At 72.5% G+C, this 22250-nt stretch carries 21 protein-coding genes and 1 pseudogene; 7 read left to right on the forward strand and 15 right to left on the reverse strand.

What is annotated here, in order from left to right; all coding sequences use genetic code 11:
• The first annotated feature begins 14 nt into the window (after positions 1-14).
• Both lexA and RGQ06_RS19475 read left to right on the forward strand, forming a co-directional pair.
• Positions 15-644 carry a transcriptional repressor LexA gene (gene lexA, locus RGQ06_RS19470; RefSeq protein ID WP_432428046.1) on the forward strand — a complete coding sequence of 210 codons (630 nt, stop codon included), beginning with the start codon at positions 15-17 and terminating at the stop codon, positions 642-644.
• 44 nt (positions 645-688) lie between these two features.
• Complete coding sequence (locus tag RGQ06_RS19475) at positions 689-1936, forward strand: S8 family serine peptidase (RefSeq protein WP_432428047.1); 1248 nt, start codon at positions 689-691, stop codon at positions 1934-1936.
• 55 nt (positions 1937-1991) lie between these two features.
• Here the strand turns inward: RGQ06_RS19475 and dapE are convergent, their stop codons facing one another.
• The 9 genes and pseudogenes from dapE to recA form a co-directional block, all read right to left on the reverse strand.
• A complete protein-coding gene (dapE, locus tag RGQ06_RS19480) occupies positions 1992-3050 on the reverse strand; it encodes a succinyl-diaminopimelate desuccinylase (protein ID WP_432428048.1) in 1059 nt (352 codons plus the stop codon).
• Positions 3051-3052: 2 nt separating this feature from the next.
• On the reverse strand, positions 3053-3892 hold the full coding sequence (locus RGQ06_RS19485) for a 2,3,4,5-tetrahydropyridine-2,6-dicarboxylate N-succinyltransferase (RefSeq protein ID WP_432428049.1): 840 nt from the start codon (positions 3890-3892) through the stop codon (positions 3053-3055).
• 61 nt (positions 3893-3953) lie between these two features.
• Positions 3954-5078, reverse strand: coding sequence for a pyridoxal phosphate-dependent aminotransferase (locus RGQ06_RS19490; RefSeq protein WP_432428050.1), 1125 nt, complete (start codon positions 5076-5078; stop codon positions 3954-3956).
• Positions 5075-6403 carry a GTPase HflX gene (gene hflX / locus RGQ06_RS19495; RefSeq protein WP_432428051.1) on the reverse strand — a complete coding sequence of 443 codons (1329 nt, stop codon included), beginning with the start codon at positions 6401-6403 and terminating at the stop codon, positions 5075-5077. The genes RGQ06_RS19490 and hflX overlap by 4 nt, the downstream gene beginning before the upstream one ends.
• A gap of 7 nt (positions 6404-6410) precedes the next feature.
• Positions 6411-7208 carry a diaminopimelate epimerase gene (dapF, locus tag RGQ06_RS19500; RefSeq protein ID WP_432428052.1) on the reverse strand — a complete coding sequence of 266 codons (798 nt, stop codon included), beginning with the start codon at positions 7206-7208 and terminating at the stop codon, positions 6411-6413.
• Positions 7209-7307: 99 nt separating this feature from the next.
• Complete coding sequence (gene miaA, locus RGQ06_RS19505; protein ID WP_432428239.1) at positions 7308-8264, reverse strand: tRNA (adenosine(37)-N6)-dimethylallyltransferase MiaA; 957 nt, start codon at positions 8262-8264, stop codon at positions 7308-7310.
• Positions 8261-9676: a tRNA (N6-isopentenyl adenosine(37)-C2)-methylthiotransferase MiaB gene (gene miaB, locus RGQ06_RS19510; protein WP_432428053.1), complete on the reverse strand. Its 1416-nt coding sequence runs from the start codon at positions 9674-9676 to the stop codon at positions 8261-8263. Before miaB ends, miaA begins: the two co-directional genes overlap by 4 nt.
• Positions 9677-9804: 128 nt before the next feature.
• Positions 9805-10062: pseudogene (locus RGQ06_RS19515) on the reverse strand (stage V sporulation protein S); the annotation flags it as partial.
• A 108-nt stretch (positions 10063-10170) separates the two neighbouring features.
• On the reverse strand, positions 10171-11223 hold the full coding sequence (gene recA, locus RGQ06_RS19520) for a recombinase RecA (RefSeq protein WP_432428054.1): 1053 nt from the start codon (positions 11221-11223) through the stop codon (positions 10171-10173).
• A gap of 223 nt (positions 11224-11446) precedes the next feature.
• Between recA and RGQ06_RS19525 the strand changes: the two genes are divergently transcribed.
• Entirely contained in the window at positions 11447-11788 is a 342-nt protein-coding gene (locus RGQ06_RS19525; protein WP_432428055.1) for a helix-turn-helix domain-containing protein, read from the forward strand.
• The gene (locus RGQ06_RS19530) at positions 11785-12336 is read left to right on the forward strand and encodes a hypothetical protein (protein WP_432428056.1); all 552 of its coding nucleotides are present in this window, start codon (positions 11785-11787) and stop codon (positions 12334-12336) included. The genes RGQ06_RS19525 and RGQ06_RS19530 overlap by 4 nt, the downstream gene beginning before the upstream one ends.
• On the opposite strand, the gene RGQ06_RS19535 is transcribed toward RGQ06_RS19530, so the two are convergent.
• The 4 genes from RGQ06_RS19535 to RGQ06_RS19550 are packed head-to-tail and all read right to left on the reverse strand — an operon-like array spanning position 12333 to position 16488.
• The gene (locus tag RGQ06_RS19535) at positions 12333-13586 is read right to left on the reverse strand and encodes a competence/damage-inducible protein A (protein ID WP_432428057.1); all 1254 of its coding nucleotides are present in this window, start codon (positions 13584-13586) and stop codon (positions 12333-12335) included. The two genes, RGQ06_RS19530 and RGQ06_RS19535, sit on opposite strands and share 4 nt — an antisense overlap.
• A 1-nt stretch (position 13587) precedes the next feature.
• Positions 13588-14169, reverse strand: a complete 582-nt coding sequence (locus tag RGQ06_RS19540) for a CDP-alcohol phosphatidyltransferase family protein (protein ID WP_432428058.1) — start codon at positions 14167-14169, stop codon at positions 13588-13590.
• A complete protein-coding gene (gene rimO / locus RGQ06_RS19545; RefSeq protein ID WP_432428059.1) occupies positions 14166-15491 on the reverse strand; it encodes a 30S ribosomal protein S12 methylthiotransferase RimO in 1326 nt (441 codons plus the stop codon). The genes RGQ06_RS19540 and rimO overlap by 4 nt, the downstream gene beginning before the upstream one ends.
• 49 nt (positions 15492-15540) lie before the next feature.
• Positions 15541-16488 (reverse strand): SMP-30/gluconolactonase/LRE family protein, encoded by a 948-nt coding sequence (locus tag RGQ06_RS19550; RefSeq protein ID WP_432428060.1) that lies wholly within the window; start codon positions 16486-16488, stop codon positions 15541-15543.
• 54 nt (positions 16489-16542) lie between these two features.
• Between RGQ06_RS19550 and RGQ06_RS19555 the strand changes: the two genes are divergently transcribed.
• Entirely contained in the window at positions 16543-17067 is a 525-nt protein-coding gene (locus RGQ06_RS19555; protein ID WP_432428061.1) for a pyridoxamine 5'-phosphate oxidase family protein, read from the forward strand.
• Here the strand turns inward: RGQ06_RS19555 and RGQ06_RS19560 are convergent, their stop codons facing one another.
• Positions 17068-18033 carry a calcium/sodium antiporter gene (locus RGQ06_RS19560; protein WP_432428062.1) on the reverse strand — a complete coding sequence of 322 codons (966 nt, stop codon included), beginning with the start codon at positions 18031-18033 and terminating at the stop codon, positions 17068-17070. It lies immediately after the preceding gene.
• On the opposite strand from RGQ06_RS19560, the gene RGQ06_RS19565 reads away from it, so the two are divergent.
• Together RGQ06_RS19565 and RGQ06_RS19570 are read left to right on the forward strand one after the other, a co-directional pair.
• Positions 18032-19024 carry a quinone oxidoreductase family protein gene (locus tag RGQ06_RS19565; RefSeq protein ID WP_432428063.1) on the forward strand — a complete coding sequence of 331 codons (993 nt, stop codon included), beginning with the start codon at positions 18032-18034 and terminating at the stop codon, positions 19022-19024. The genes RGQ06_RS19560 and RGQ06_RS19565 overlap by 2 nt on opposite strands.
• A 16-nt stretch (positions 19025-19040) precedes the next feature.
• The gene (locus RGQ06_RS19570) at positions 19041-19661 is read left to right on the forward strand and encodes a class I SAM-dependent methyltransferase (RefSeq protein WP_432428064.1); all 621 of its coding nucleotides are present in this window, start codon (positions 19041-19043) and stop codon (positions 19659-19661) included.
• A gap of 34 nt (positions 19662-19695) precedes the next feature.
• On the opposite strand, the gene RGQ06_RS19575 is transcribed toward RGQ06_RS19570, so the two are convergent.
• Positions 19696-22191: a DNA translocase FtsK gene (locus RGQ06_RS19575; RefSeq protein ID WP_432430689.1), complete on the reverse strand. Its 2496-nt coding sequence runs from the start codon at positions 22189-22191 to the stop codon at positions 19696-19698.
• Positions 22192-22250 lie beyond the last annotated feature (59 nt).

Consider the following 22250-nt stretch of genomic DNA (forward strand, 5'->3'; position numbering starts at 1 on the left):
CGAAAGGGCCGCCCATGTCCGATGACATCACCGAGCGCCAACGTCAGATCCTCGTGGAGATCGAGAACCACCAGCGCGAGCGGGGCTACCCGCCGTCCGTCCGCGAGATCGGCACCGCCGTCGGGCTCACCTCCCCCTCCTCGGTCCACGCCCACCTCGCCACCCTCCAGCGCCTCGGCTACCTCCAGCGCGACCCCACCAAGCCCCGGGCCATCGAGGTCCGCTGGGACCCGACCTCCGGCGCCGCGGTCGAACGTCGCCCGGTGCGCCACGTGCCCCTCGTGGGCGACGTCGCCGCCGGCACCGACGTGCTGGCCCAGGAGAACATCACCGAGACGATGCCCCTGCCCGCCGACCTCACCGGCGACGGCGATCTGTTCATGCTCAAGGTGCGGGGCGACTCGATGATCGAGGACGGCATCCTCGACGGCGACTTCGTCGTGTGCCGGGCCCAGAACACCGCCCAGAAGAACGACGTCGTCGTGGCCGGCATCCCGGGCGACGAGGCCACGGTCAAGCGCTACGAGGTCGCCGGCGGCCAGATCGTTCTGCACCCGGCCAACGCCCGGCTCGAGCCGATGCGCTTCTCCCCCGACGAGGTCCACATCTACGGCAAGGTCGTCACGGTCCTGCGGACCCTGTAGGACCGCTGCCCCCTCCGGGGCGGCCCATCGGCGAGAATCCAGGGGTGCGCCTGTCGCCCCGCCACGCCTTGCGACGCCCCGTGCTGGTGGCGGCCTGCATCCTCGCTGGGTTGGCCGCGCCGGCGGGGGCAGCCGACTCCGGCGACGTCGCCAACGACAGCGGCCTGCAGTGGAACCTGGACCGCATCGGCGCGGAGGACGCGTGGGCGACCAGCACCGGCGCGGGCACCACCATCGCCGTCGTCGACTCCGGCGTCGCCCTCGAGCACGAGGACCTCGTCGACAAGCTCGACGCCGGCGTGGCCTGCCGCGACACCGCCGGCGACCCGGCCCGCTGCACCGGCAGCCCCCAGGACGACGATGGCCACGGCACCCACGTGGCCGGGGTCGCCGCAGCCACCACGGGGAACGGGCTGGGCATCGCCGGCACCGCCCCGGATGCCCGCATCATGCCGATCAAGGTGCTGTTCAGCGCCTGCGACACCTGCCAGTCCACGGGCGAGGCCGAGGACGTCTCCGCCGCGGTGCGCTGGGCCGCCGACCAGGGCGCGACGGTCATCAACCTGTCCCTCGGCTCCACCACCTCATCGGTGTTCGGCCCCGGCTTCGCCGATGCCGTCCGATACGCCTGGGCGAAGGGATCGATCCCGGTGGTGGCTGCCGGCAACGACTACGTCCTCACCGCCGACCTCGGCGACGCCCCCGCGGTGGTCGTGTCGGCCACCGATCACGAGGACGTCGCCCCGGGCTACTCCAACGGAGTCGGGGCAGCGCGCTGGGCGGTGGCCGCGCCCGGCGGGGACGGCAGCGACACCCCCGAGTCCTGCTCGCAACGAGGTGAGCCCCGTGGCGTGCTCTCCACCTGGTGGACCCTGGCCGATCCCGTCGGCGGCTACGCCTGCCTGTCCGGGACGTCGATGGCCGCCCCCCACGTCAGCGGCGCGCTCGCCGTGCTCCGCGGCGCCGGCCTGTCCCCCGAGGTGGCGGTCCAGCGCCTGCTCGACACGGCCGTGGACCTCGGCGATCCGGGACCCGACCCGGTCTTCGGCGCCGGGCGCATCGACCTCGCCGCCGCGCTGGCCGGCGTCGAGGCGGTCACGACCGCGGCGCCCACCTCCGAGCCGGTGGCGCCGGTCGAGCCCACCCCGACCGAGGAGGCCGTCGCGCCCCGGACGAGCGGCCGAGCGGACCTGCCGGTCGGCGTCGTGCTCCTCGCCGGGATCCTGGTCGCCGGCACCGGCGCCGCCTCGACGGTGGCCCTCACCCGAGCCCGTCGACCGCCCCGCCCGTGATCGTTCTGGCCTACCGATCTCCCTCCTGGCGGGGTTCGAGGTAGGCCAGAACGGTTCAGGGGGCGGTGAGCAGGGCGTGGAGGGCGGCGTGCACCCGCTCGACGGAGTCCCGGGTGACGTGCTCGTCGCGCATGTGGGCCACCGAGGAGTCACCCGGGCCGAGGTTGATGGCCGGGATGCCGTGCTCGGCGAAGCGGGCCACGTCGGTCCAGCCCAGCTTGGCCCGCACGGGCGTGCCGGCCTCGACGAGCGGGGCGAGCAGCGGGTGGGTGAGCGACGGCGGGGCCGGCTCGGAGCGGTCGACGACCTCGAAGCCGTCCTCGTCCTCGACCCAGGGCGCGACCATCGACCGGAACGCGTCGACGGCCTCGTCCACGGTGCGGTCCGGTGCGATCCGCAGGTTCACCGTGAGCACGACCGCGTCGGGCACGACGTTGCCGGCCACGCCGCCCTCGACGAACACCGCCTGGATGGCCTCCCGGTAGGTGCAGCCGTCGATGGTGGGCTCCCGGGCCTCGTAGCCCGCGATGGCCTCCAGGATCGGGCCGAGCCGGTGGATGGCGTTGCGGCCCTTCCACGGGCGGGCCGTGTGGGCTCGCTCCCCGGTGAGGGTGAGCCGGACCCGAGCGGTGCCCTGGCAGCCGGCCTCGATCCAGCCGTCGGTGGGCTCACCGAGGATCGCGGCGTCGGCCTCGACCAGGTCGGGCCGCTCCCGGAACAGCTGGAGCAGGCCGCTGTGCTCGGCGGCGATCTCCTCCGCGGCGTAGAAGACGTAGGTCACGTCGCACGACGGTGCGTCGACTGTGCGAGCCAGCTCGAGGAAGACGGCGAGGCCGCCCTTCATGTCGGCCGAGCCGAGTCCCCAGAGCGTGTCCCCTTCGATGCGGGCCACGTCGTTGTCGTTGGCCGGAACCGTGTCGAGGTGGCCGGCCAGCACGAGGCGCTGCTCGCGACCGAGCTCGGTGCGGGCGACGACGTTGTCGCCGTGGCGGTCGACCGTGAGCCACGGGACCTCGCGGAGCCAGCCCTCGACGAGATCGGCGAAGGGGCCCTCGGCCAGGCTCGGTGAGGCGATGTCGACCAGCTCGGCCGTGGCCTCGAGGAGGTCCGTCACCGCTAGACGGTTGCGCCGTGGTCGCGCAGGATGCTGTTGAGCTTGGACTTGTCGTGGCGCTCGCCCGGGTCGAGGCGCTTGATGACGAGCACGCACGGCAGGCCGAACTCGCCGCCGGCGAAGGCCCGGGGTCGGGTGGCCGAGACCGCCACGCTCCAGGCCGGGACCCGGCCACGGCTGATCTCGTTGCCGGTCTCGGCGTCGATGACCGGGATCGAGGCGGTGAGCACGCAGCCGGCGCCCAGGATGGTGCCGGCCCCGACCCGTGCGCCCTCGGCCACGATGCAGCGGCTGCCGATCATGCACTCGTCGCCGATGATCACCGGGGACGCGTTGGCCGGCTCGAGGACCCCACCGATGCCGACGCCGCCGGACAGGTGCACGTTGGCGCCGATCTGGGCGCAGGAGCCGACGGTGGCCCACGTGTCGACCATCGAGTTCTCGCCGACCCAGGCGCCGATGTTGACGTAGGACGGCATCATCACGACGCCGCGAGACAGGTGGCTGCCCCAGCGTGCCGAGGCGCCGGGCACGACCCGCACGCCGGCCGCCTCGTAGCCCTGCTTCAGCGGGATCTTGTCGGCGTACTCGAACGGGCCGAGCTCCATGGTCTCCATCGATGTGAGGCGGAACAGCAGCAGGATCGCGAGCTTCGCCCACTCGTTGACCGTGACCTCGTCGTCGGCCACGCCGTCGCCGGTGACATCTGCGACCCGGACCTCGCCGCGGTCGAGCTGGTCGATCGCCTGGCGGACCACCTCGAAGGCGTCGGTGTCCGCCGGCGAGAGCTCGTCCCGGCGCTCCCAGAGCTCGGTGATCTGTTCGGGCAGCGAGGTCGGCATGGGCCGGAGGCTAGCGACGGGTCCGCGACGGCCCCGAAGCGCAACCTCAGCACTGCCAGTTTCAGGAGGCGACGGCGGCGGCGAGGCGGTCGACCACGAGCGCGATGCGCTCATCGGGCTGCACGGCGGCGACCCGGACGTGGCCGGCGCCGGCCGGGCCGTAGAACTCGCCGGGGCTGACGATGGCACCGCCCTCGCGGGCGAGGCGCTCGGTGAGGCCCCACGCATCGCCGTCCGGGGCCGGCACCCACAGGTAGAAGCCGCCGCCCGGCATCGGCGCGTCGATGCCGATGTCGGCCAGGGCGGACTGCAGCGCCAGCAGGCGGCGGTGGTAGCGGTCGCGCTGGACGTCGACGTGGTCCTCGTCGCCGAGGGCGGCGACGGCTGCGGCCTGCACCGGCGAGGGGACCATGAAGCCGGCGTGCTTGCGGACCTCGCGGAGGTAGGCGACGAGGTCGGCGTCACCGGCGTAGAACCCGGCCCGACCGCCGGCCAGGTTCGACCGCTTGGACAGCGAGTGGACGGCGAGGACGCCCTCGGGGCCGTGGTGGAGGATCGTCCGGGGCGGACCGTCCCAGGTGAAGGCGACGTAGCACTCGTCGGACAGCACCGGGATCCCACGGGCCCGACCCCACTCGGCGGCGGCGCCGAGGTCGTCGAGGCCACCGGCCGGGTTGCCCGGCGTGTTCACCCACAGGCACAGCGCCCGGGCCGCGTCGTCCTCGTCGATCGCACCCAGGTCGATGGTCCAGTCCGCTCGGACGGGCACCGGGACGGCCCGGCAGCCGGCGAGGGTGGCCCCCATCTCATACGTCGGGTAGCTGATCTCGGGGTAGAGCACGGTGTCGCGCTCGGGGGTCCGCAGCCGGAGCCACTGGGGCATGCCGGCGACGAGCTCCTTGGTGCCGATGCAGGCCGCGACCTGGTCGGCGGAGATCTCGACGTCGAGGAAGCTCCGCAGCCAGCCGGCGGCGGCCTCGCGGTAGGCGGGCAGGCCGTTGGATGCCGGGTAGCCGCGGGCATCGGCGGAACCGAGCGCTTCGGTGACCGCGGCCGGGGGTGGATCGAACGGGGTGCCGATGCTGAGGTCGACGGCACCGCCGTCGTGCTCGGCTGCCACGGCCCGCAGCGGGTCGAGTCGGTCGTAGGGGTAGGGCGGGGGGACGAAGGGCGCCGGTGCGTTCACGACCCGCCCTCGTCGTCCACCTCGAACTCGCGGAACTGGGCGCGGGAGCCGTCGTCGAGGCGGGCCTGCACGACCGTGCCGGTGTCGCCGTGGGTCTCGACCAGGACCTCGCCCTCCCGGTGGACGGCGGCCAGGGCATCGGCGCGCTCGTAGGGGATGGACAGCTCCACCACCGGCTGCATCGCCCGGAGGTGCGTGCTGAGCGTGGCGAGCAGCTCGTCGACGCCCTCGCCGGTAGCGGCCGAGAAGGCCACCGAGCCCGGGTATCGCTTGACGAGCGTGGCCGCCGTCTCGGGGTCGAGGTCGGCCTTGTTGAACGCCAGCAGCTGCGGCACGCCGCCGGCCTCGATCTCGCGCAGCACCGTGTGCACGGCCTCGATGTTGCCGGCGACGTCGGGGGCGGTTGCGTCCACGACGTGGACGAGCAGGTGGGCATCGGCCGCGACCTGGAGCGTGGACTTGAACGCCTCGACCAGCTGGTGGGGCAGCTTGCGCACGAAGCCGACGGTGTCGGTGGCCAGCACGGACTCGCCGCCGGGCAGGTCGAGGCGACGGGTGGTGGCGTCGAGGGTGGCGAAGAGGCGGTCCTCGACGAGCACGCCGGCATCGGTGAGGCGGTTGAGCAGCGTGGACTTGCCGGCGTTGGTGTAGCCGACGATGGCCACGCGCTGGGTGCGGGCCTCCTTGCGACGCTTGCGCTGGGTGTCGCGGTGCTGCTGGATGTCCTTCAGCTCGGCCTCGAGCCGGTGGATGCGCCGCACGAGCCGACGGCGGTCGGTCTCGAGCTGGGTCTCACCCGGGCCGCGGGAGCCGATGCGGGCGCCGCCGGCGGCGGACATGCCACCGGCCTGCTGGGAGAACGCCTTGCCGGTCCGCCGCAGGCGGGGCAAGCGGTAGCGCAGCAGCGCCAGCTCGACCTGGGTCTTGCCCTCGAGGCTCGCCGCGTTCTGGGCGAAGATGTCGAGGATCACCGCGGTGCGGTCGATGGCCGTGCGACCGAGCAGCTTCTCGAGGTTGAACTGCTGGGCCGGGCTGAGCTCGTTGTCGAACACGACGGTGTCGCAGTCGGTGGCGAGGGCGACCTCGAGCAGCTCCTCGGCCTTGCCCTTGCCGATGAACGTGGGCGGGTCGGGGTGCTGGCGTCGCTGCACCACGCGACCGACCTCGTCGGCACCGGCGGTCTCGATGAGGGCGCTGAGCTCGTCGAGGCCCCGCTCGGTCTCGTCAGGGTGGTCGGGCGGGAGCGTCACGCCCACCAGGACGATCTTCTCCCGGATCGACCGGTCGATGAGTGTGTCGGTGAGGGCGTCGGTCAAGGCGACCATCCTCCCATCACAGCGGCCACTCCACGGCAGCGATTGCCACCACCGGGACGGTGAGGTGGGCGACGTCGTCGAGCTCCACCACGGCCGGGCCGCCCGGCTGGTGCACGGTCACGGTGGCGGGCGCCAGCTCCCAGGTGTGAGCGGCGGCCGCGGCGGCGACGGCGCCGGTGCCGCAGGCCTGGGTCGGCCCGACCCCGCGCTCGTAGACCAGCATCCGCACCTCGCCCGGATCTCCGGGCACCACGAGCTCGACGTTGGTGCCCCCGGGTGTGGCGCCGTTGATCCGCTCGCCGAGCTCGACCAGGTCGGGCATGTCGGCGGCGTCGCCGACGTGGAGCACGACGTGGGGGTTGCCCATGTCGACGTGGATGGCGCGCAGGATGCGCTCGTCCACCCACTCGGGGAGCTCGTCGCCGAGGCGCGCCTCCCCCATGGCGACCCGCATGCGGTGCCGGTGCGGGGCCTGGGTCTCCACCACGGTGACGGTGCGGGGGCCGGCATCGGTGTCGACCTCGACGACGCCGTCGGCCGCGAGCCCGGCACGGACCACCGCCTGACCCAGGCAGGAGATGCCGTTGCCGCTCATCTCGGCGCGGGAGCCGTCCTCGTTGCGCAGCTCCATGGTGAAGCGGGCGGCACCGTCCTCACCCGTGGTCGGCGTGACCCGGATGAGCCCGTCAGCGCCGACGCCCCGGTGCCGGTCGCAGACCGCCACCGCGATGTCCTCGTCGATGGGCTGGGTGCCGTCGGCATCGAGCAGGACGAGGAAGTCGTTGCCGAGGCCGTGGTGCTTGGTCAGGCGCATGTCCCGCTCAGTCTGCCGGGCCATCCGCGTTCTCCGGTCCTGAATCGACCACATCTGGTCGATTCAGGACCAGCGAAGGCTTCCGGGAGCATTCGCTGGTCACGGATCGACCACATCTGGTTCGTTCCCGACCAGCGAAGCGGGCGCGTCGAGCAGGCGTCGCACATCGTCCACGGCGTCGAGGGGGTCGCCGGTGACGTCGATCCACCGGATCCGGGGGTCGCGCCGGAACCAGCGGTCCTGGCGGCGGGCGAAGCGACGGGTGCGGCGGACGGCCAGGTCGATCGCGTCCTCCAGGCTGCACTCGCCGGCGAGGTGGGCGGCCAGCTCCTTGTACCCGAGGGCCTGGGCCGCGGAGCGCGACACGGGACGGGGGCCGTTCCCGAGCCGGCGGACCTCGTCGAGGAACCCGGCGTCGAGCTGAGCCCGGTAGCGGACCGCGATGCGCTCGTCGAGCTCGGCGCGGTCCCAGCGCAGGCCGACGATGGTGAACCGGGTCGGCGGGTGCGCGTCGAGGCCGGGACCGAACGAGGAGAACGGTCGGCCGCTCCCGAGGGTGACCTCGAGGGCCCGCACCACGCGACGGCGGTTGGAGGGCTCCATGCGGGCCGCTGCATCGGGGTCCAGGTCGGTGAGGCGAGCGTGCAGCGCCTCGACGCCGGCGTCGTCGGCCTCGGCCTCGAGCCCGGCGCGGACGTCGGGGAACTGGCCCGGCAGGGTGAGGTCGTCGACGATCGCCCGCAGGTACAGGGCGGTGCCGCCGACGAGCAGGGCTCGCTTGCCTCGGGCCTCGATGTCGGCGAGGGCGTCTCGGGCCGCGGCCTGGAAGGTGGCCAGGTCGTGGTCGTCCCAGGGATCGGCGAGGTCGAGCAGGTGGTGGGGCACCTCGGCCTGCTCAGCCCGCGTCGGCTTGGCCGTGCCGATGTCCATGCCCCGGTACACCTGCATCGAGTCGACCGTGACGAGCTCCCACGTGGGATCGTCCCGGGCGATGGCGTGGGCGATGGCGGACTTGCCCGACGCCGTGGGCCCGACGAGGGCGCCGTGAGCGCTCAGATCGCCGCCACCGGGATGCGGGTCTTGTGGGCGGCGACGTGCACCACGTCGCGCAGCTCGCCCTGGAGGTGGTGGGCGGCCGCCCCCGTGACCTCGACGGTGGCGTAGGACCCGATGCGGATCGGGGCGGGCGACGGGAAGTGGATCAGCTTGTTCTGGGCGGTGCGCCCGGTGAGCACGTTCGGGTCCTTGCGGCTCGGGCCTTCGACCAGCACCTCCTCGGTGCGGCCGATCCGGGCCTCGTGCTTGCGCAGCCCGGAGCGCTCGACGACCCGACGGAGGCGCTCGTAGCGCTCGCCCACCACGGCGGGATCGACGAAGCGATCCGTGAGCTCGGCGGCCTCGGTGCCCGGGCGGGGCGAGAAGATGAACGTGTAGGCGGAGTCGTACTCGGCCTCGGCCACGACCTCGAGCGTGGCCTCGAAGTCGGCGTCGGTCTCGCCGGGGAAGCCGACGATGATGTCGGTGGTGAGAGCCAGGTCGTCGATGGCGGCGCGGGCGGCGCGCACGCGCTCGAGGTATCGCTCGGCCGTGTAGCCCCGGTGCATGGCGGCCAGCACCGCATCGGACCCGGACTGCAGCGGCAGGTGGAGGTGGTTGCAGACCTCGTCGTGCGTGGCCATCGCCGCGATGGTCTCGGGGCGCAGGTCCTTGGGGTGGGGGCTTGTGTAGCGGACCCGTCGGATGCCCTCGACGCCGGCGGTGGCGGCGAGCAGGTCGGCGAACAGTGGCCGGATGCGCACGTCGTCGCCGGCCTTGCGAGCCGCGAGCGTGAGGTCCCGCCCGTAGGAGTTCACGTTCTGGCCGAGGAGGGTGACCTCGCTGACCCCGTCGGCGGCGAGGCGCTCGACCTCGGCGACGATGTCCTCGACGTGGCGGCTGAGCTCGGGGCCCCGAACCGACGGGACGATGCAGAACGCGCAGCTGTTGTCGCAGCCGATCTGGATCGTGACCCAGGCGGCGTAGGGCAGCTCCCGCTTGGTGGGCAGGGCGCTCGGGAACTCGGCGTGGTCGGCGTCGACCGCCTCGATGATCTCGGTGATGGGCCCCTGCTCGCGGGCGGTGCGCAGCAGCTCGACGGTGCGGCCCACGTTGTGCGTGCCGACCACGACGTCGACGTGGGGGGCTCGCTGCTGGATGGCGTCCCGGTCCTTCTGGGCCAGGCAGCCGGCGACGACGATCTCCATGCCGGGGTTGGCGTCCTTGACCGACTTGAGGTGGCCGAGGTTGCCGTAGAGCTTGTTGTCGGCGTTCTCCCGGATGCAGCAGGTGTTCAGCACCATCACATCGGGCTGCTCGTCGTCCGCGGCGGCGCGCAGGCCATCGGCCTCGAGCAGTCCGGCGATGCGCTCGGAGTCGTGCTCGTTCATCTGGCACCCGTAGGTGCGGACGCGGTAGGTGCGTGACGTCATGGCGACCGCGAGGCTACGCCTCCGCCCTGCGGGGCCTGAAGGCGACGGGCTCAGGTGTCGAGCGCGATGGCGGCCTCGGCGACCGGATCCTCGAGGGCCACCACGTGGTCCCCGTCGGGGACCGGGATGCGGTCCTCGACGCGCAGTCGGATGGCGGTGCGCTTCTCGCCGTCGATGGTGATGTCGGCGAACTCGGGGATGCAGACCAGCTCGATGCCGCTGGCGGCGACGTAGCCGCAGGCGATGGCGACCGCCTTGATCGCCTGGTTGAGGGCGCCGGCGCCGACGACCTGCACCTCGACCGCGCCCTGCGAGCGCACCACGCCCGCCATGGCACCGGCCACCGAGTTCGGGTTCGATCTCGTCGAGACCTTGAGCTGTTCCATTCCGCCGCCTTCGAGAGGCCGTGATCCCCAGTGTTCGCCTTCTTCGACGCGCACCGAGGACTCTCCTCCCGGCCGGACCCGAGCCCGGCCGGGAGCGACGGAGCCGGATCAGTCGTCGAGGGAGATGGGGGCGTCGAGGTCGATGTCGTCCTCGACCGCGGCCTCGGCCTCGTCGCTCGGGTCGATGCCGACCTGCTGGCGGATCCGCTCGGAGACCTCGACCATGATCTCGGGGTTCTCACCGAGGAAGGTCTTGGCGTTCTCCCGGCCCTGGCCGAGCTGCTCGCCCTCGTAGGTGTACCAAGCACCGGACTTCTTCACGAGGCCGAGGTCGACGCCGATGTCGAGCAGCGAGCCCTCGCGGCTGATGCCCTTGCCGTACATGATGTCGAACTCGGCCTGGCGGAACGGCGGGGAGCACTTGTTCTTGACCACCTTCACCCGGGTGCGGTTGCCCACGACCTCGGCGCCGTCCTTGAGGGACTCGATGCGGCGGATGTCGAGGCGGACCGAGCTGTAGAACTTCAGCGCCCGGCCACCGGGGGTGGTCTCGGGCGAGCCGAACATCACGCCGATCTTCTCGCGCAGCTGGTTGATGAAGATGCAGATGGTCTGGGACTTGCTCAGGTTGCCGGTGAGCTTGCGCAGCGCCTGGGACATGAGCCGGGCCTGGAGGCCGACGTGGGTGTCGCCCATCTCGCCCTCGATCTCGGCCCGGGGGGTGAGGGCGGCGACGGAGTCGACCACGATCACGTCGATGGCGGCCGAGCGCACGAGCATGTCGCAGATCTCGAGGGCCTGCTCGCCCGTGTCGGGCTGGGAGATGAGCAGCTCGTCGACGTCGACCCCGATGGCCCGGGCGTAGACCGGGTCCATCGCGTGCTCGGCGTCGATGTAGGCGCAGATGCCGCCGTTGCGCTGGGCCTCGGCCACGACGTGCATGGCGAGGGTGGACTTGCCCGAGGACTCCGGGCCGTAGATCTCGGTGACCCGGCCCCGGGGGAGGCCGCCGATGCCGAGGGCGAGGTCGAGCGCCAGGGCGCCGGTGGGGATCGACTCGATGTTCATCGAGCCCTTCTCCCCCATCTTCATGACGGCGCCCTTGCCGAACTGCTTCTCGATGTTCCCGAGAGCCATCTCGAGTGCCTTGTCTCGCTCCATTGCTGTTCGTCCTTTCGAGGGTCCGACCCGCTCGTGTGGCCGGAGGTGGGGCTGCCGGGGCAGCGAGTGCGTCTGTGGGGTGAACCTACGGACGGGGTCTGACAGGAACTCGCGGCTCCAGCCGGACCGCCCGACGGCGAACGACAGCAGCGTAACTTCGAACGGGCGTTCGGGCAAGGATCTCTCCGAAGATTCCTGTTGTCGGATCCGATAACATGGCGTCGTGGACGTCGCCACCTTCCTCCGCAGCTGCCGCGTCGAGGCGGGGCTGACCCAGCGCCAGCTCGCCGAGCGGGCCGGCACGTCGGCGGCCGCCGTGTGCCACTACGAGCGCGGCACGCGCATCCCCCGGGCCGACACGCTGGTCCGCCTCGTGGCGGCGACCGGGGCCACGTTGACCTGGACGGCGCTGCGCTTCCCCGCCGATCCGGCGACCATCGACGCCATGGAGGACAACGGCGAGGCCCTGGCCGCCGTGCTCGACCTGGCCGAGCACCTGCCCCGTCGGCCGCGCCCCGAGACGATCGAGGCACCCGTCTTCGCCGCCCTCGCCACCGCGCGGTGACGCTCACCGAGCGGATCGTGGCGCTGCACGCGGCGCTCGACGCTGCCGGGCTCCCTCACGCCTTCGGCGGCGCGCTCGCGCTCGCCTTCTGCACCGCCGAGCCGCGTGGCACCCAGGACATCGACGTCAACGTGTTCCTGTCCCCCGATGAGGTCGACCGCCTGCTCGACGCCCTCCCCGACGGCATCGCCGTGCGCGACACCGATCGGGAGCGGCTGGCCCGCGACGCCCAGGCCCGGCTGTGGTGGGACGCCACCCCCGTCGACGTGTTCCTGTCCAACCACCCGTTCCACGACCACGCCGAGGCCGACCGGCGCCACGTCGCCTTCGCCGGGATCGAGCGCTTCCCGGTGCTCGCCTGCCAGGACCTCGCCGTGTTCAAGTCGTTCTCCGCCCAACCCAAGGACGTCGTCGACGTGGCCACGATGGTCGCCCTCGGTTCGGTCGACCTCGACGCGCTCGAGCGCTCGGTCGGCGCGCTGCTCGGCGACGACGAGCACCGGGCCCGCTTCTTCGAGCAGGTCGCCGAGGCCGCCCCGCAGATCTAACGGGCGAGCAGGCGCCGGCGCAGGCCATCGAGGAGCGAGATGGTGGCGAACTGGCGCACCCGCTCCCGGTCGCCGGGCAGCTGGATGCGGCGCACCTCGACGTCGCCCTCCAGGTCGCTGGCGAGGAACACGGTGCCGACCTCGTGGCCATCCTGGGTGTCGGGTCCGGCGACGCCGGTGACGCCGAGGCCCACGTCCGCACCGAGGACCCGTCGGGCCCCCGAGGCCAGGGCGGCTGCGGCCTCCTCGGACACGACCGGGCCCTCGGGCACGCCGAGCACGTCGAACTTCACCTCGGAGGCGTAGGCCACCACCGAGCCGCGGAACCAGGTGCTCGCACCCGGCACGGACACGATGCGCGCCGCGACCAGGCCGCCGGTGACGGACTCGGCCAGGCCGAGGGTCAGGCCGCGCGCGACGAGAAGGTCGCCGACGGCGTGCTCCATCGTCTCGCCGTCGACCCCGAACACGAGGTCGCCGAGCACGGCGCGGACGGCCTCGTCCTCGGCGTCCACCAGGGCCAGCGCGCCCGCCTCGTCATCGCCACGGGCCGTGATGCGGACGCGGATCCCCTCGATGCCGGACGCGTTGAACGCGAGGGTCGGTGCCGGGGTGCCGGCGGCGTGGGCCTCGTCGATGGCCTGGATCCGCCCGTCGAGCAGCTCGGCCAGCGACGACTCGGACTCACCCCAGGTCCGCAGGGTGCGCGAGACGATGGTCGAGGTGTCACCGGAGCGGCGGCGCAGGTCGGGCACGACGGCGCGCAGCACCATCTCCTGCATCTCGTGCGGCACGCCCGGCACGGCGTAGACGACCTTGTCCTCGCCCACCGGGCAGATGAGGCCGGGCGCCGTGCCGCGGGTCTGGGGGATGACGGTGGCACCGGCGGGCACGTCGGCCTGGCGCAGGTTGTTCTCCGCCATGCGCCGACCCCGCGAGGCGAACATGCCGCGGATGACGTCCTCCACATCGGGTTCCCGGACCAGCTCGACGCCCATGACCTCGGCGATCGCCTCGCGGGTCACGTCGTCCTGGGTCGGACCGAGCCCGCCGCAGCAGATCACGGCATCGGCCCGCTCCAGGGACTCGCGCAGGCAGGCCACCATGCGGGCGTGGTTGTCACCGACCCGCACCGAGCGCAGGCAGTCGATCCCGGCCAGCGCGAGCTGGGAGCCGATCCAGGACGAGTTGGAGTCCACGACCGTGCCGAGCAGGAGCTCGGTGCCGATGGCGACGACCTCGCAGCGCACGTCAGCCGCGGTCGCCGGTGTGGCTGAACGAGCGGTGGCCGTCGGTGACGTAGGAGATGCCGGTGCCGATGGTCAGCACCACGGCGGCCCAGAGGATCGAGACGTGCACCCACTCGGCGTGCTCGGCGATCGGGGGCAGCAGCGCGAAGGCGATGGCCAGCTCCTGGACCACCGTCTTCACCTTGGCCGAGTACCGAGCCGGGACGGCGATGCCCCGGCGGGCGTACCAGGAGCGGAACACCGAGATGCCGATCTCGCGCACCGTGATGAGCAGCACCGGCACCCACCAGAACGTGCCCGACACCACGAGGGCCCACGCGGCGCCGAGCACCAGCACCTTGTCGGCGAGGGGGTCGAGGAACGCACCGGAGCGGGTCGTGCCGTGCTTGCGGGCCAGGTGGCCGTCGAGGCCGTCGCTGAAGGCCAGCACCGTCCAGGCGGCCAGCGCCCAGTACGAGGAGCCGCCGTTGGCCACGAAGGCGAGGAACGGGACGGCGAGCGCCATCCGGGCGATCGTGATGGCGTTGGCCGGCGTGGCCAGGGCGGAGGCGCCGTAGCGCATGCGGTCGGCGGCGTCGCTCACGAGGTGCGCTCCGAGCTCGCTCCGACCCTGGGCAGCTGGGCGTGGACCTCGGGCCCCTCGGCGGCGACGACCTCGACGTCGACGATGGCGCCGACCTCGAGGTGGTCGGGGACGGTGATGATGCCGTCGATCTCCGGCGCCTCCCGATGGCTCCGCCCGACCCCCGGCTCGTCGACGAGCACCGACACCGTGCGGCCCACCAGGGCGTCGCGCCGGGCGCCGGTGATGTCGTCCTGGAGGTCGCGCAGCTCGAAGAGGCGGTCGGCGACGAGGGCGTCGGGGACCTCGCCATCGAGGTCGGCGGCGTAGGTGCCGTCCTCGGGCGAGTAGCGGAAGAACCCGCACCAGTCGAGCTGGGCCTCCTCGACGAAGGCGAGGAGGGCGTCGTGGTCGGCTTCGGTCTCGCCGGGGTAGCCGACGATGAAGTTGGAGCGGAAGGCGGCGTCGGGCTCGCGCTCGCGGATGGCGTGGATGCGCTCGAGGTAGCGGGATCCCTCACCCCAGCGCCGCATGCGCCGGACGAGGGGGCGCGAGACGTGCTGGAGCGACAGGTCGAAGTACGGGACGCCGGTGCGGCAGATGGCGTCGATCAGGTCGTCGGTGAGCTCGGACGGATACAGGTACAGCAGGCGGAGCCGGTCGACCACGGCGGACAGGTCGTCGAGCAGGGGCACGAGCTCACGCGCACCCTGGCCCTGGTCCCGTCCGTAGGAGGCGAGGTCCTGGGCGACGAGCACGATCTCGCGCACGCCGGACGACGCGAGCGACTCGGCCTCGGCGACGACGTCGAGGCGCCCGCGGGACCGCTGCGGGCCGCGGAAGGAGGGGATGGCGCAGAAGCCGCACTTGCGGTCGCAGCCCTCGGCCACCTTCACGTACGCCCACGGCGCGGACGCCGCCGGGCGGGGCATGTTGAGCAGGTCGAGGGCCGGCACGGCCGGCTCGGTCGGGGTGCGCCCGATGCCGCCGATGCTCACCGGCACCCAGCCGGTCTCGGTCGCGGTCACCGGGCCACCGAAGCCGACGACGCGGTCGACCTCGGGCAGGGCGTCGGCCAGCTCGGCGCCGTAGCGCTCGGCCATGCAGCCCGTGACGACCACCTCGGCACCGTCTCGACGGGCGTCGCTCAGGGAGAGGATCGTGTCGATCGACTCCTGGCGGGCCTCCTCGATGAAGGCGCAGGTGTTCACCACGACGAGGTCGGCGTGGTCGGGCGCGTCCGCGGGGAGGTACCCGTCGGCCAGCAGCCGACCGGTGACCTTGTCGGAGTCGACCGAGTTCTTCGGGCACCCCAGCGTCTCGACCCAGAAGCGCTGCGCCATCGAGATGAGGGTACCGGGGTACCCGGCCGGCTCCCGAGTCGCCTCACCGTCAGGCGGTGTGCGCGAGGCGCAGGCCGGGCCGCGGCCACGTCGTCTTCACGAGCTGCCCGGTGCCGGAGAGCGTGATGTAGGCGGTGCGCAGGTCGTCGCCGCCGAAGCAGATGTTGGTGACCAGCGGATCCCCGAACGGCGTGTGCTCCACGGTCTCGCCATCGGGCGAGATCGACGTGACGCCGCCGTTGATGAGCGTGGCCACGCACACCCAGCCCTCGCCGTCGACGGCGAGGGAGTCGAGGAACTGCATGCCGGGCAGGCCGGCGAGCAGGTGACCCCCGCCGGGGCCCGCCGGGTTCGCCTGCGCCTGGTCGATCGTGCCGGGTTCTCCGATCGGCCAGTGGAAGACGCGGCCGGTGTGGGTCTCGGCGGCGTAGAGGGTGGCACCGTCGGGCGACAGGCCGATGCCGTTGGGCGCGTCCACCGGGAACACGACCTCACGGCATGACGAGCCGTCCGGCGACGCGTAGTGCAGGCCGGTGCGGTCGGAGGTGCGGTCGAGGCGGACGCCGTGGTCGCTGAACCAGAAGCCGCCGTGGGCGTCGAAGACGATGTCGTTCGGGGCGCGCAGCGGGATGCTGGTGCCGTCGGCGGCGGTGGAGGTCGTGTACACGGTCTCGACCGCACCGCTCTCCAGGTCGACCCGCTGGATGGATCCGCCGTTCCAGCTGGGCGGGCAGTGGCCGGGGATCGTCAGGCCCATGACGTCCTCCCAGTGGAAGCACCCGCCGTTGTTGCAGACGTAGACCTTGCCGTCGGGGCCGACCGCGGCGCCGTTGGGGCCGCCCCCGAGGTCGAAGCGCCGCCGCACCTCGCCGTCGGCCTCGAGCCAGGTGAGGGTGCCCCGCTTGATCTCGACGAGCAGGATCGACCCGTCGTCCATGGCGATGGGGCCCTCGGGGAACTGGAGGTCGGTGGCGATGGTGCTGACGTCGGCGGTCATGGCCCGGATCTTGGCACGCGACAGGCAACTCGTGTTTCCACCTAGGTTCCCGTCATGCCTCGCCTCAGCACCGACCAGATCGTGGAGTTCCTGACCGAGCCCGGGCACCTGACCCGCATCGCCACCGTCGATACGGACGGCGCGCCCTCGGTGGCCCCGATCTGGTTCCTGTTCGACGACGGCCGCATCTGGTTCACGCCGCGCGAGAAGTCGTCGTGGTGGCACCACATCCAGCGCGAGCCCCGGGTGGCCATGACCATCGACGAGGACGACGCCCCGTTCCGCAAGGTCTTCGTGAAGGGCACGGTCACCGTCGAGCACCCACCGGGCGAGGACGACGCCTGGCGGTCCCGCTACCGCGACATCGCAATCCGCTACACGCCCGACGCCTTCGCCGACGCGTACATCAACGCCACGGTGCACGAGCCCCGCGCCCTGCTGTCGCTGCCGTGCGACCCGGCCGCGGTCACGTCGTGGCGCATGCCGCTCCAGGGCGAGGACCCCGCCGAGGTGTGGGCGCCGCAGTACTACCACCGGCGCCCGGCGCCCGAGGAGTGGGTGCCGGAGCGGCGCGTCTAGCTACGCGAGGAGCGGCAGGGTGACGGCGTAGGCGCCGAGCAGCACGATCGCCTCCCAGCGCACGACACGCTTGCCCGAGAACATGAAGAACCACGCCCCGAAGGCGATGAGCAGCATCGACCCGACCCCGATGCTGGCCAGCTTGTCATCGGCCAGCAGGCCGGGGCCGGCGATGCCGGCCACCGCCCCGACCCCGAGGCTGTTGAAGAGGTTCGAGCCGAGCAGGTTGCCGATGATGAGCTCGTGCTCGTCCTTCCGGGCCGCAGCGATCGCCGTCACCAGCTCCGGGAGCGAGGTGCCGAGTGCGACCAGGGTCACCGCCACGAACCCCTCGCCCAGCCCGAGCTCGTCGGCGATGGTCGATGCACCCTCCACGGTGAGCTGGGCACCGACGACGACGCCGATGAGCCCGAGCACGGTGCGGAAGCCCTCGGCCCGAAGCGAGATCGATGAACGGTCCTCCAGGTACTCGTCGACCTCGGCGAGCATCTCGTCGTTGTCCGAACCCGAGCCTCGGAAGATCAAGAGGAGCGCACCGACCAGACCGACGGCGAGGACGATGCCCTCCCACCGTTCGAGGCCGTCCTGGGCGAGGACGGCGAAGAGGACCACCGAGGCCGTCGAGAGCGGCGCCTCGCGCTTGATGATCCCCGATGTGACCGTCATGGCGCAGAGCAGCGCCGACACGCCGAGCACCAGCGACAGGTTCGCGATGTTGGAGCCGATGACGTTGCCGACGGCGATGTCGAGCTTGTCCTGGCTGGCCGCGATGCCCGACACGACCATCTCCGGCGCGCTCGTGCCGAACCCGACGACCACGGCCCCGATGACGACCGGGGGGACCTTGAGGGCAGCCGACAGCCGGGCGGCCCCCTCCACGAACGCGTCGGCCGCCTTGGTCAGGACGACCAAGCCGACGACGACGGCGAGGAGGGCGAGCAGCACGGCGGCCATGATTGCAGCCATGGCCTTCCCCTCCCGATCCCACGCCATCCGCTTCGACCGCACCGGCGGGCCAGACGTGCTCGAGTGGACCGGGGTCGACGTCGATGAGCCCGGCCCGGGCCAGGCCCTCGTCCGCCACACCGCAGTGGGCCTCAACTTCGTCGACACCTACTTCCGATCCGGCCTCTACCCCGCCCGCCTCCCGAGCGGGCTCGGCATGGAGGCCGCCGGCGTGATCGAGGCGGTGGGCGAGGGAGTGGACCTCGCCGTCGGCGACCGGGTGGCCTACGGCACGGGTCCGCTCGGGGCCTACGCCGAGCACGTCACGGTGCCGGCCGGTGGCCTCGTGCGGGTCCCCGACGACGTCGACGACCAGACGGCGGCGGCGATCATGCTCAAGGGCCTCACCGCCCAGTACCTGCTGCGCCAGACCTACGACGTCGGTCCCGGCACGGTCATCCTCGGCCACGCCGCCGCCGGCGGGGTCGGCCTGATCCTCGGGCAGTGGGCCAAGGCGCTCGGCGCCACGGTGATCGGCACGGCCAGCACCCCGGCCAAGCGCGAGCTGGCGCTCGAGAACGGCTACGAGCACGTCATCGCCTACCGGGACGAGGGCGTGGACGTCGCGGCCGCCGTCCGGGAGCTCACCGGCGGCCGAGGGGTGGACGTGGTCTACGACGGTGTCGGCGCCGACACCTTCATGGCGTCGATGGACTCGCTGCGGCCCCGGGGGATGCTGGTCACCTACGGCAACGCCTCCGGACCGGTGCCAGCCTTCGAGCCGTCGATCCTGGCCACCAAGGGCTCGCTCTTCGTCACCCGACCGACCCTGGCCAGCTACGCCGACTCCCCCGCCGCCACCCAGGCGATGGCCGACGACCTGTTCGCCGTCGTCGCATCGGGCGAGGTGTCGATCCGGATCGGCCAGACCTTCCCGCTCGCCGACGCGGCCCGTGCCCATGTCGAGCTGGAGGCCGGACGCACCACCGGCTCCACCGTCCTGCTGCCCTGAGTACGGTGCGCCCCTGATGCGCTCCGCCTTCGCCCGCCGCTACGACCAGCTCACGGCCCGCATGGAGGACGCCTGGCTCCGGCGAGCCCGCGCCGACCTCCTGGTGGGGCTGTCGGGAACCGTCGTGGAGCTCGGCGCCGGCACCGGCCACAACCTGGAGCACTACCCGGACACCGTCGAGCGCCTCGTCCTCACCGAACCGTCCGCCGCCATGCGCGACCAGCTGCGCACCCGGGTGAACGAGGCGCCGCGCTCCTTCGACGTGGAGATCGTCGACGCCACCGCCGACCGGCTGCCGTTCAACGACGGCACCGCCGACGCCATCGTGTCCACGCTCGTGCTGTGCTCGGTTCCGGCCCTCGGACCCGTCGTCGCGGAGGCTCGCCGGGTGCTGCGCCCGGGTGGCGAGCTGCGCCTGATCGAGCACGTCGCCGCGGCACGAGGTTGGGCGCACCGCATCCAGACCCGCCTCGACCCGGTGTGGAACTGGATCGAGGGCTCGTGCCACCTCGATCACGAGACCCGCACGGCGCTGGCTGCCGGGGGCTTCGACGTCTCCGGCGTGTCCGAGGCGGTGCAGCGCGGCATGCCGCCGCTGTTCCACCGCATCGCCCGCGGCGTCGCCGTCGCCCCCTGAGCCGGGCGCTACACCACGACTGCCAGTTCGAGGGTCAGCTCTTGGAGAGCAGGTCGTCCAGCTCCGCTTCGGTCATCAGCACGTCGCGGGCCTTCGAGCCGATGGAGGGGCCGACCACGCCGCGCTGCTCGAGGATGTCCATGAGGCGACCGGCCCGGGCGAAGCCGACCTTGAGCTTGCGCTGCAGCATCGACGTGGAGCCGAGCTGGCTGCGCACGATGAGCTCCATGGCCTGGAGGGCGAGGTCGTCGTCATCGTCGTCGCCGGTGCCGCCGCCGGGCAGCATCGCCCCGGGGTCGCCGCCCTCGCCGCCCTGGACGTCCTCGACGTAGCTGACCTGGGGGGCCTGGCCCTTCCAGTGCGCTGCGATCGAGCGCACCTCCTCCTCGGTGACCCACGAGCCCTGGATGCGGGCGGGCGTGGACGAGGTGGGACCGAGGAAGAGCATGTCGCCCTTGCCGACGAGGCGCTCGGCGCCGACCTGGTCGAGGATGACCCGGCTGTCGGTGGCGCTGGAGACCGCGAAGGCGAGGCGGGCCGGCACGTTGGCCTTGATGACGCCGGTGATGACGTTCACCGACGGGCGCTGGGTGGCGATGATGAGGTGGATGCCCACGGCACGGGCCATCTGGGCGATGCGACAGATCGAGTCCTCGACGTCTCGGGCCGCCACCATCATCAGGTCGGCGAGCTCGTCGACCACGACGATGATGAACGGGAGCCGCTCGTAGCGGTCGGGACCGCTCTGCCTGGCGTGACCTCCTGCGTCGGTCTCGCCCCGTTGCACGGAGCCGCCTGCATCGGTGGAAGCTGCTCCGGCTGGCGCCTGCGCAGCGTCGCCCCAGCCGCTCGAGCGCACCTGGCGGGACTGGTAGGCGGACTCGGCCTCGGCCAGGTCGCCCCGGTCGTAGGCCTCGTTGTAGCCGGTGATGTCGCGCACCCCGACCTCGGACAGCAGGTCGTAGCGGCGCTCCATCTCCTTGACCGCCCACGACAGCGCGTTGGCCGCCTTCTTCGGGTTGGTCACGACCTGGGTGAGCAGGTGGGGCAGGCCCTCGTACTGGCCCATCTCGACCCGCTTGGGGTCGATGAGGATCATGCGCACCTGGTCCGGCGTGGATCGCATGAGGATCGAGGTGAGGATGGAGTTGAGGCAGCTCGACTTGCCCGCACCGGTCGCGCCGGCGATGAGGATGTGGGGCATCTGGGCCAGGTTCATCAGGTGCGACTTGCCGTTGATGTCGCGCCCGACGGCGACCTCGAGGGGGTGCTCGGCCTCGACGGCCTCGCGCGAGGTGAGGATGTCGCCGACGGTGACGAGCTGGCGGCGGGCGTTGGGCACCTCGATGCCGATGGCCTGCTTGCCAGGGATCGGCGCCAGGATGCGCACGTCCGGCGTGGCCATGTTGTAGGCGATGTCCTTGGCCAGGCTCGTGACCTTGTTGACCTTCACGCCGGGGCCGAGCTCGAGCTCGTAGCGGGTGACGGTGGGGCCCACGACCATGCCGATCAGGCGGGTCTCCACGCCGTGCTGCGCGAGGCTGGCCTCGAGGCGGCGCCCGTCCTCCTCGACGGCCTTGCGGTCGACCTCCTGGCTGCCGGTGCGGACGAGCACCTTGGCCGGGGGCAGCTTCCAGTCGCCGACCGGTGCGGCGGGGCGCAGGTCGAGCTCGGTGGGCGGTGCGGCGGCCGGGATCTCGACGACCGGGTCGGCTCGGGTCTCGTCCACCGGTTCGGGCGGGAGGGGCTCCGGCTCGTCCTCGAGGTCGTAGATGGTGGTCGGCTCGCCGGCGACGGTGACGTCGGGGCCGCGATCTCGGTCCCCGTCTCGGTCACGGTCACGGTCACGGTCACGGTCGGGATCGTCGCCCAGCGTGAACAGCGATCGTGCCGTGGCGCGCAGGGTCTCGCCGAGCGGCCGGAACGTGGACACGGCCCCTTCGGCGGCGACGCGGACCGGGATGCGGGTGATGACGAAGAAGGAGATGGCCAGAAACGTGAGCAGGGCCACGACCGCGCCACCCGTGGCGGCGACGGCGACCAGCGGAGCACCCGTGCCCATGCCGAGCAGACCCCCGGCTGCGCCCCACTCGTCCACGCCCGCATCGAAGGCGGGCTGGCCCCGCAGGACGTGGAGCAGGCCGGTGACGGCCAGTGCGAGGAGGACACCCCCGACGACGAGGTGGGCCCGTCCGAACAGGCCCTGCCCGGTCTGGGGGTCGTTGTCGCGCAGGCAGGCGATGCCGATGAGGACCAGCACCGGCGGGACGAGCACCCCGGCGAGGCCGGCGAAGCCCGACGAGGCGGTGGCGAGCAGCTGGCCGATCGGACCGGCCACGTCGGCGTACAGGCCGGCGCCGGCGATGATGCCGATGCCGATGAGGGCGAGGCCGGCCACGTCGGCCGAGCGACCGTCCAGGGCCGCGCCCACGGTGCCGCCGACCCGCGACGGGGCCTTCGCCGACTTCTTGGCGGTGCTGCGCCGCTTGGCCGGCGGCTTCTTCTTCTGACTCGAGCGCGTGGCAGCCACAGTGGCCACAACGGTAACAGCAGCCACATCTGCCCCGAGGGAGGGTGGACGCGCCGGGG

It is taken from the genome of Salinilacustrithrix flava (genome assembly GCF_041228405.1).
Taxonomy (GTDB): Bacteria; Actinomycetota; Acidimicrobiia; order Acidimicrobiales; family Salinilacustritrichaceae; genus Salinilacustrithrix; species Salinilacustrithrix flava.

Excerpts from the sequence above, each read along its gene's own strand:
- lexA (WP_432428046.1), top strand. The coding sequence starts at position 15 with ATGTCCGATGACATCACCGAGCGCCAACGTCAGATCCTCGTGGAGATC.
- RGQ06_RS19485 (WP_432428049.1), bottom strand. The coding sequence starts at position 3,892 with ATGCCGACCTCGCTGCCCGAACAGATCACCGAGCTCTGGGAGCGCCGG.
- hflX (WP_432428051.1), bottom strand. The coding sequence starts at position 6,403 with ATGGTCGCCTTGACCGACGCCCTCACCGACACACTCATCGACCGGTCG.
- dapF (WP_432428052.1), bottom strand. The coding sequence starts at position 7,208 with ATGCGCCTGACCAAGCACCACGGCCTCGGCAACGACTTCCTCGTCCTG.
- miaB (WP_432428053.1), bottom strand. The coding sequence starts at position 9,676 with ATGACGTCACGCACCTACCGCGTCCGCACCTACGGGTGCCAGATGAAC.
- recA (WP_432428054.1), bottom strand. The coding sequence starts at position 11,223 with ATGGAGCGAGACAAGGCACTCGAGATGGCTCTCGGGAACATCGAGAAG.
- rimO (WP_432428059.1), bottom strand. The coding sequence starts at position 15,491 with ATGGCGCAGCGCTTCTGGGTCGAGACGCTGGGGTGCCCGAAGAACTCG.
- RGQ06_RS19550 (WP_432428060.1), bottom strand. The coding sequence starts at position 16,488 with ATGACCGCCGACGTCAGCACCATCGCCACCGACCTCCAGTTCCCCGAG.
- RGQ06_RS19555 (WP_432428061.1), top strand. The coding sequence starts at position 16,543 with ATGCCTCGCCTCAGCACCGACCAGATCGTGGAGTTCCTGACCGAGCCC.
- RGQ06_RS19565 (WP_432428063.1), top strand. The coding sequence starts at position 18,032 with ATGGCCTTCCCCTCCCGATCCCACGCCATCCGCTTCGACCGCACCGGC.
- RGQ06_RS19560 (WP_432428062.1), bottom strand. The coding sequence starts at position 18,033 with ATGGCTGCAATCATGGCCGCCGTGCTGCTCGCCCTCCTCGCCGTCGTC.
- RGQ06_RS19570 (WP_432428064.1), top strand. The coding sequence starts at position 19,041 with ATGCGCTCCGCCTTCGCCCGCCGCTACGACCAGCTCACGGCCCGCATG.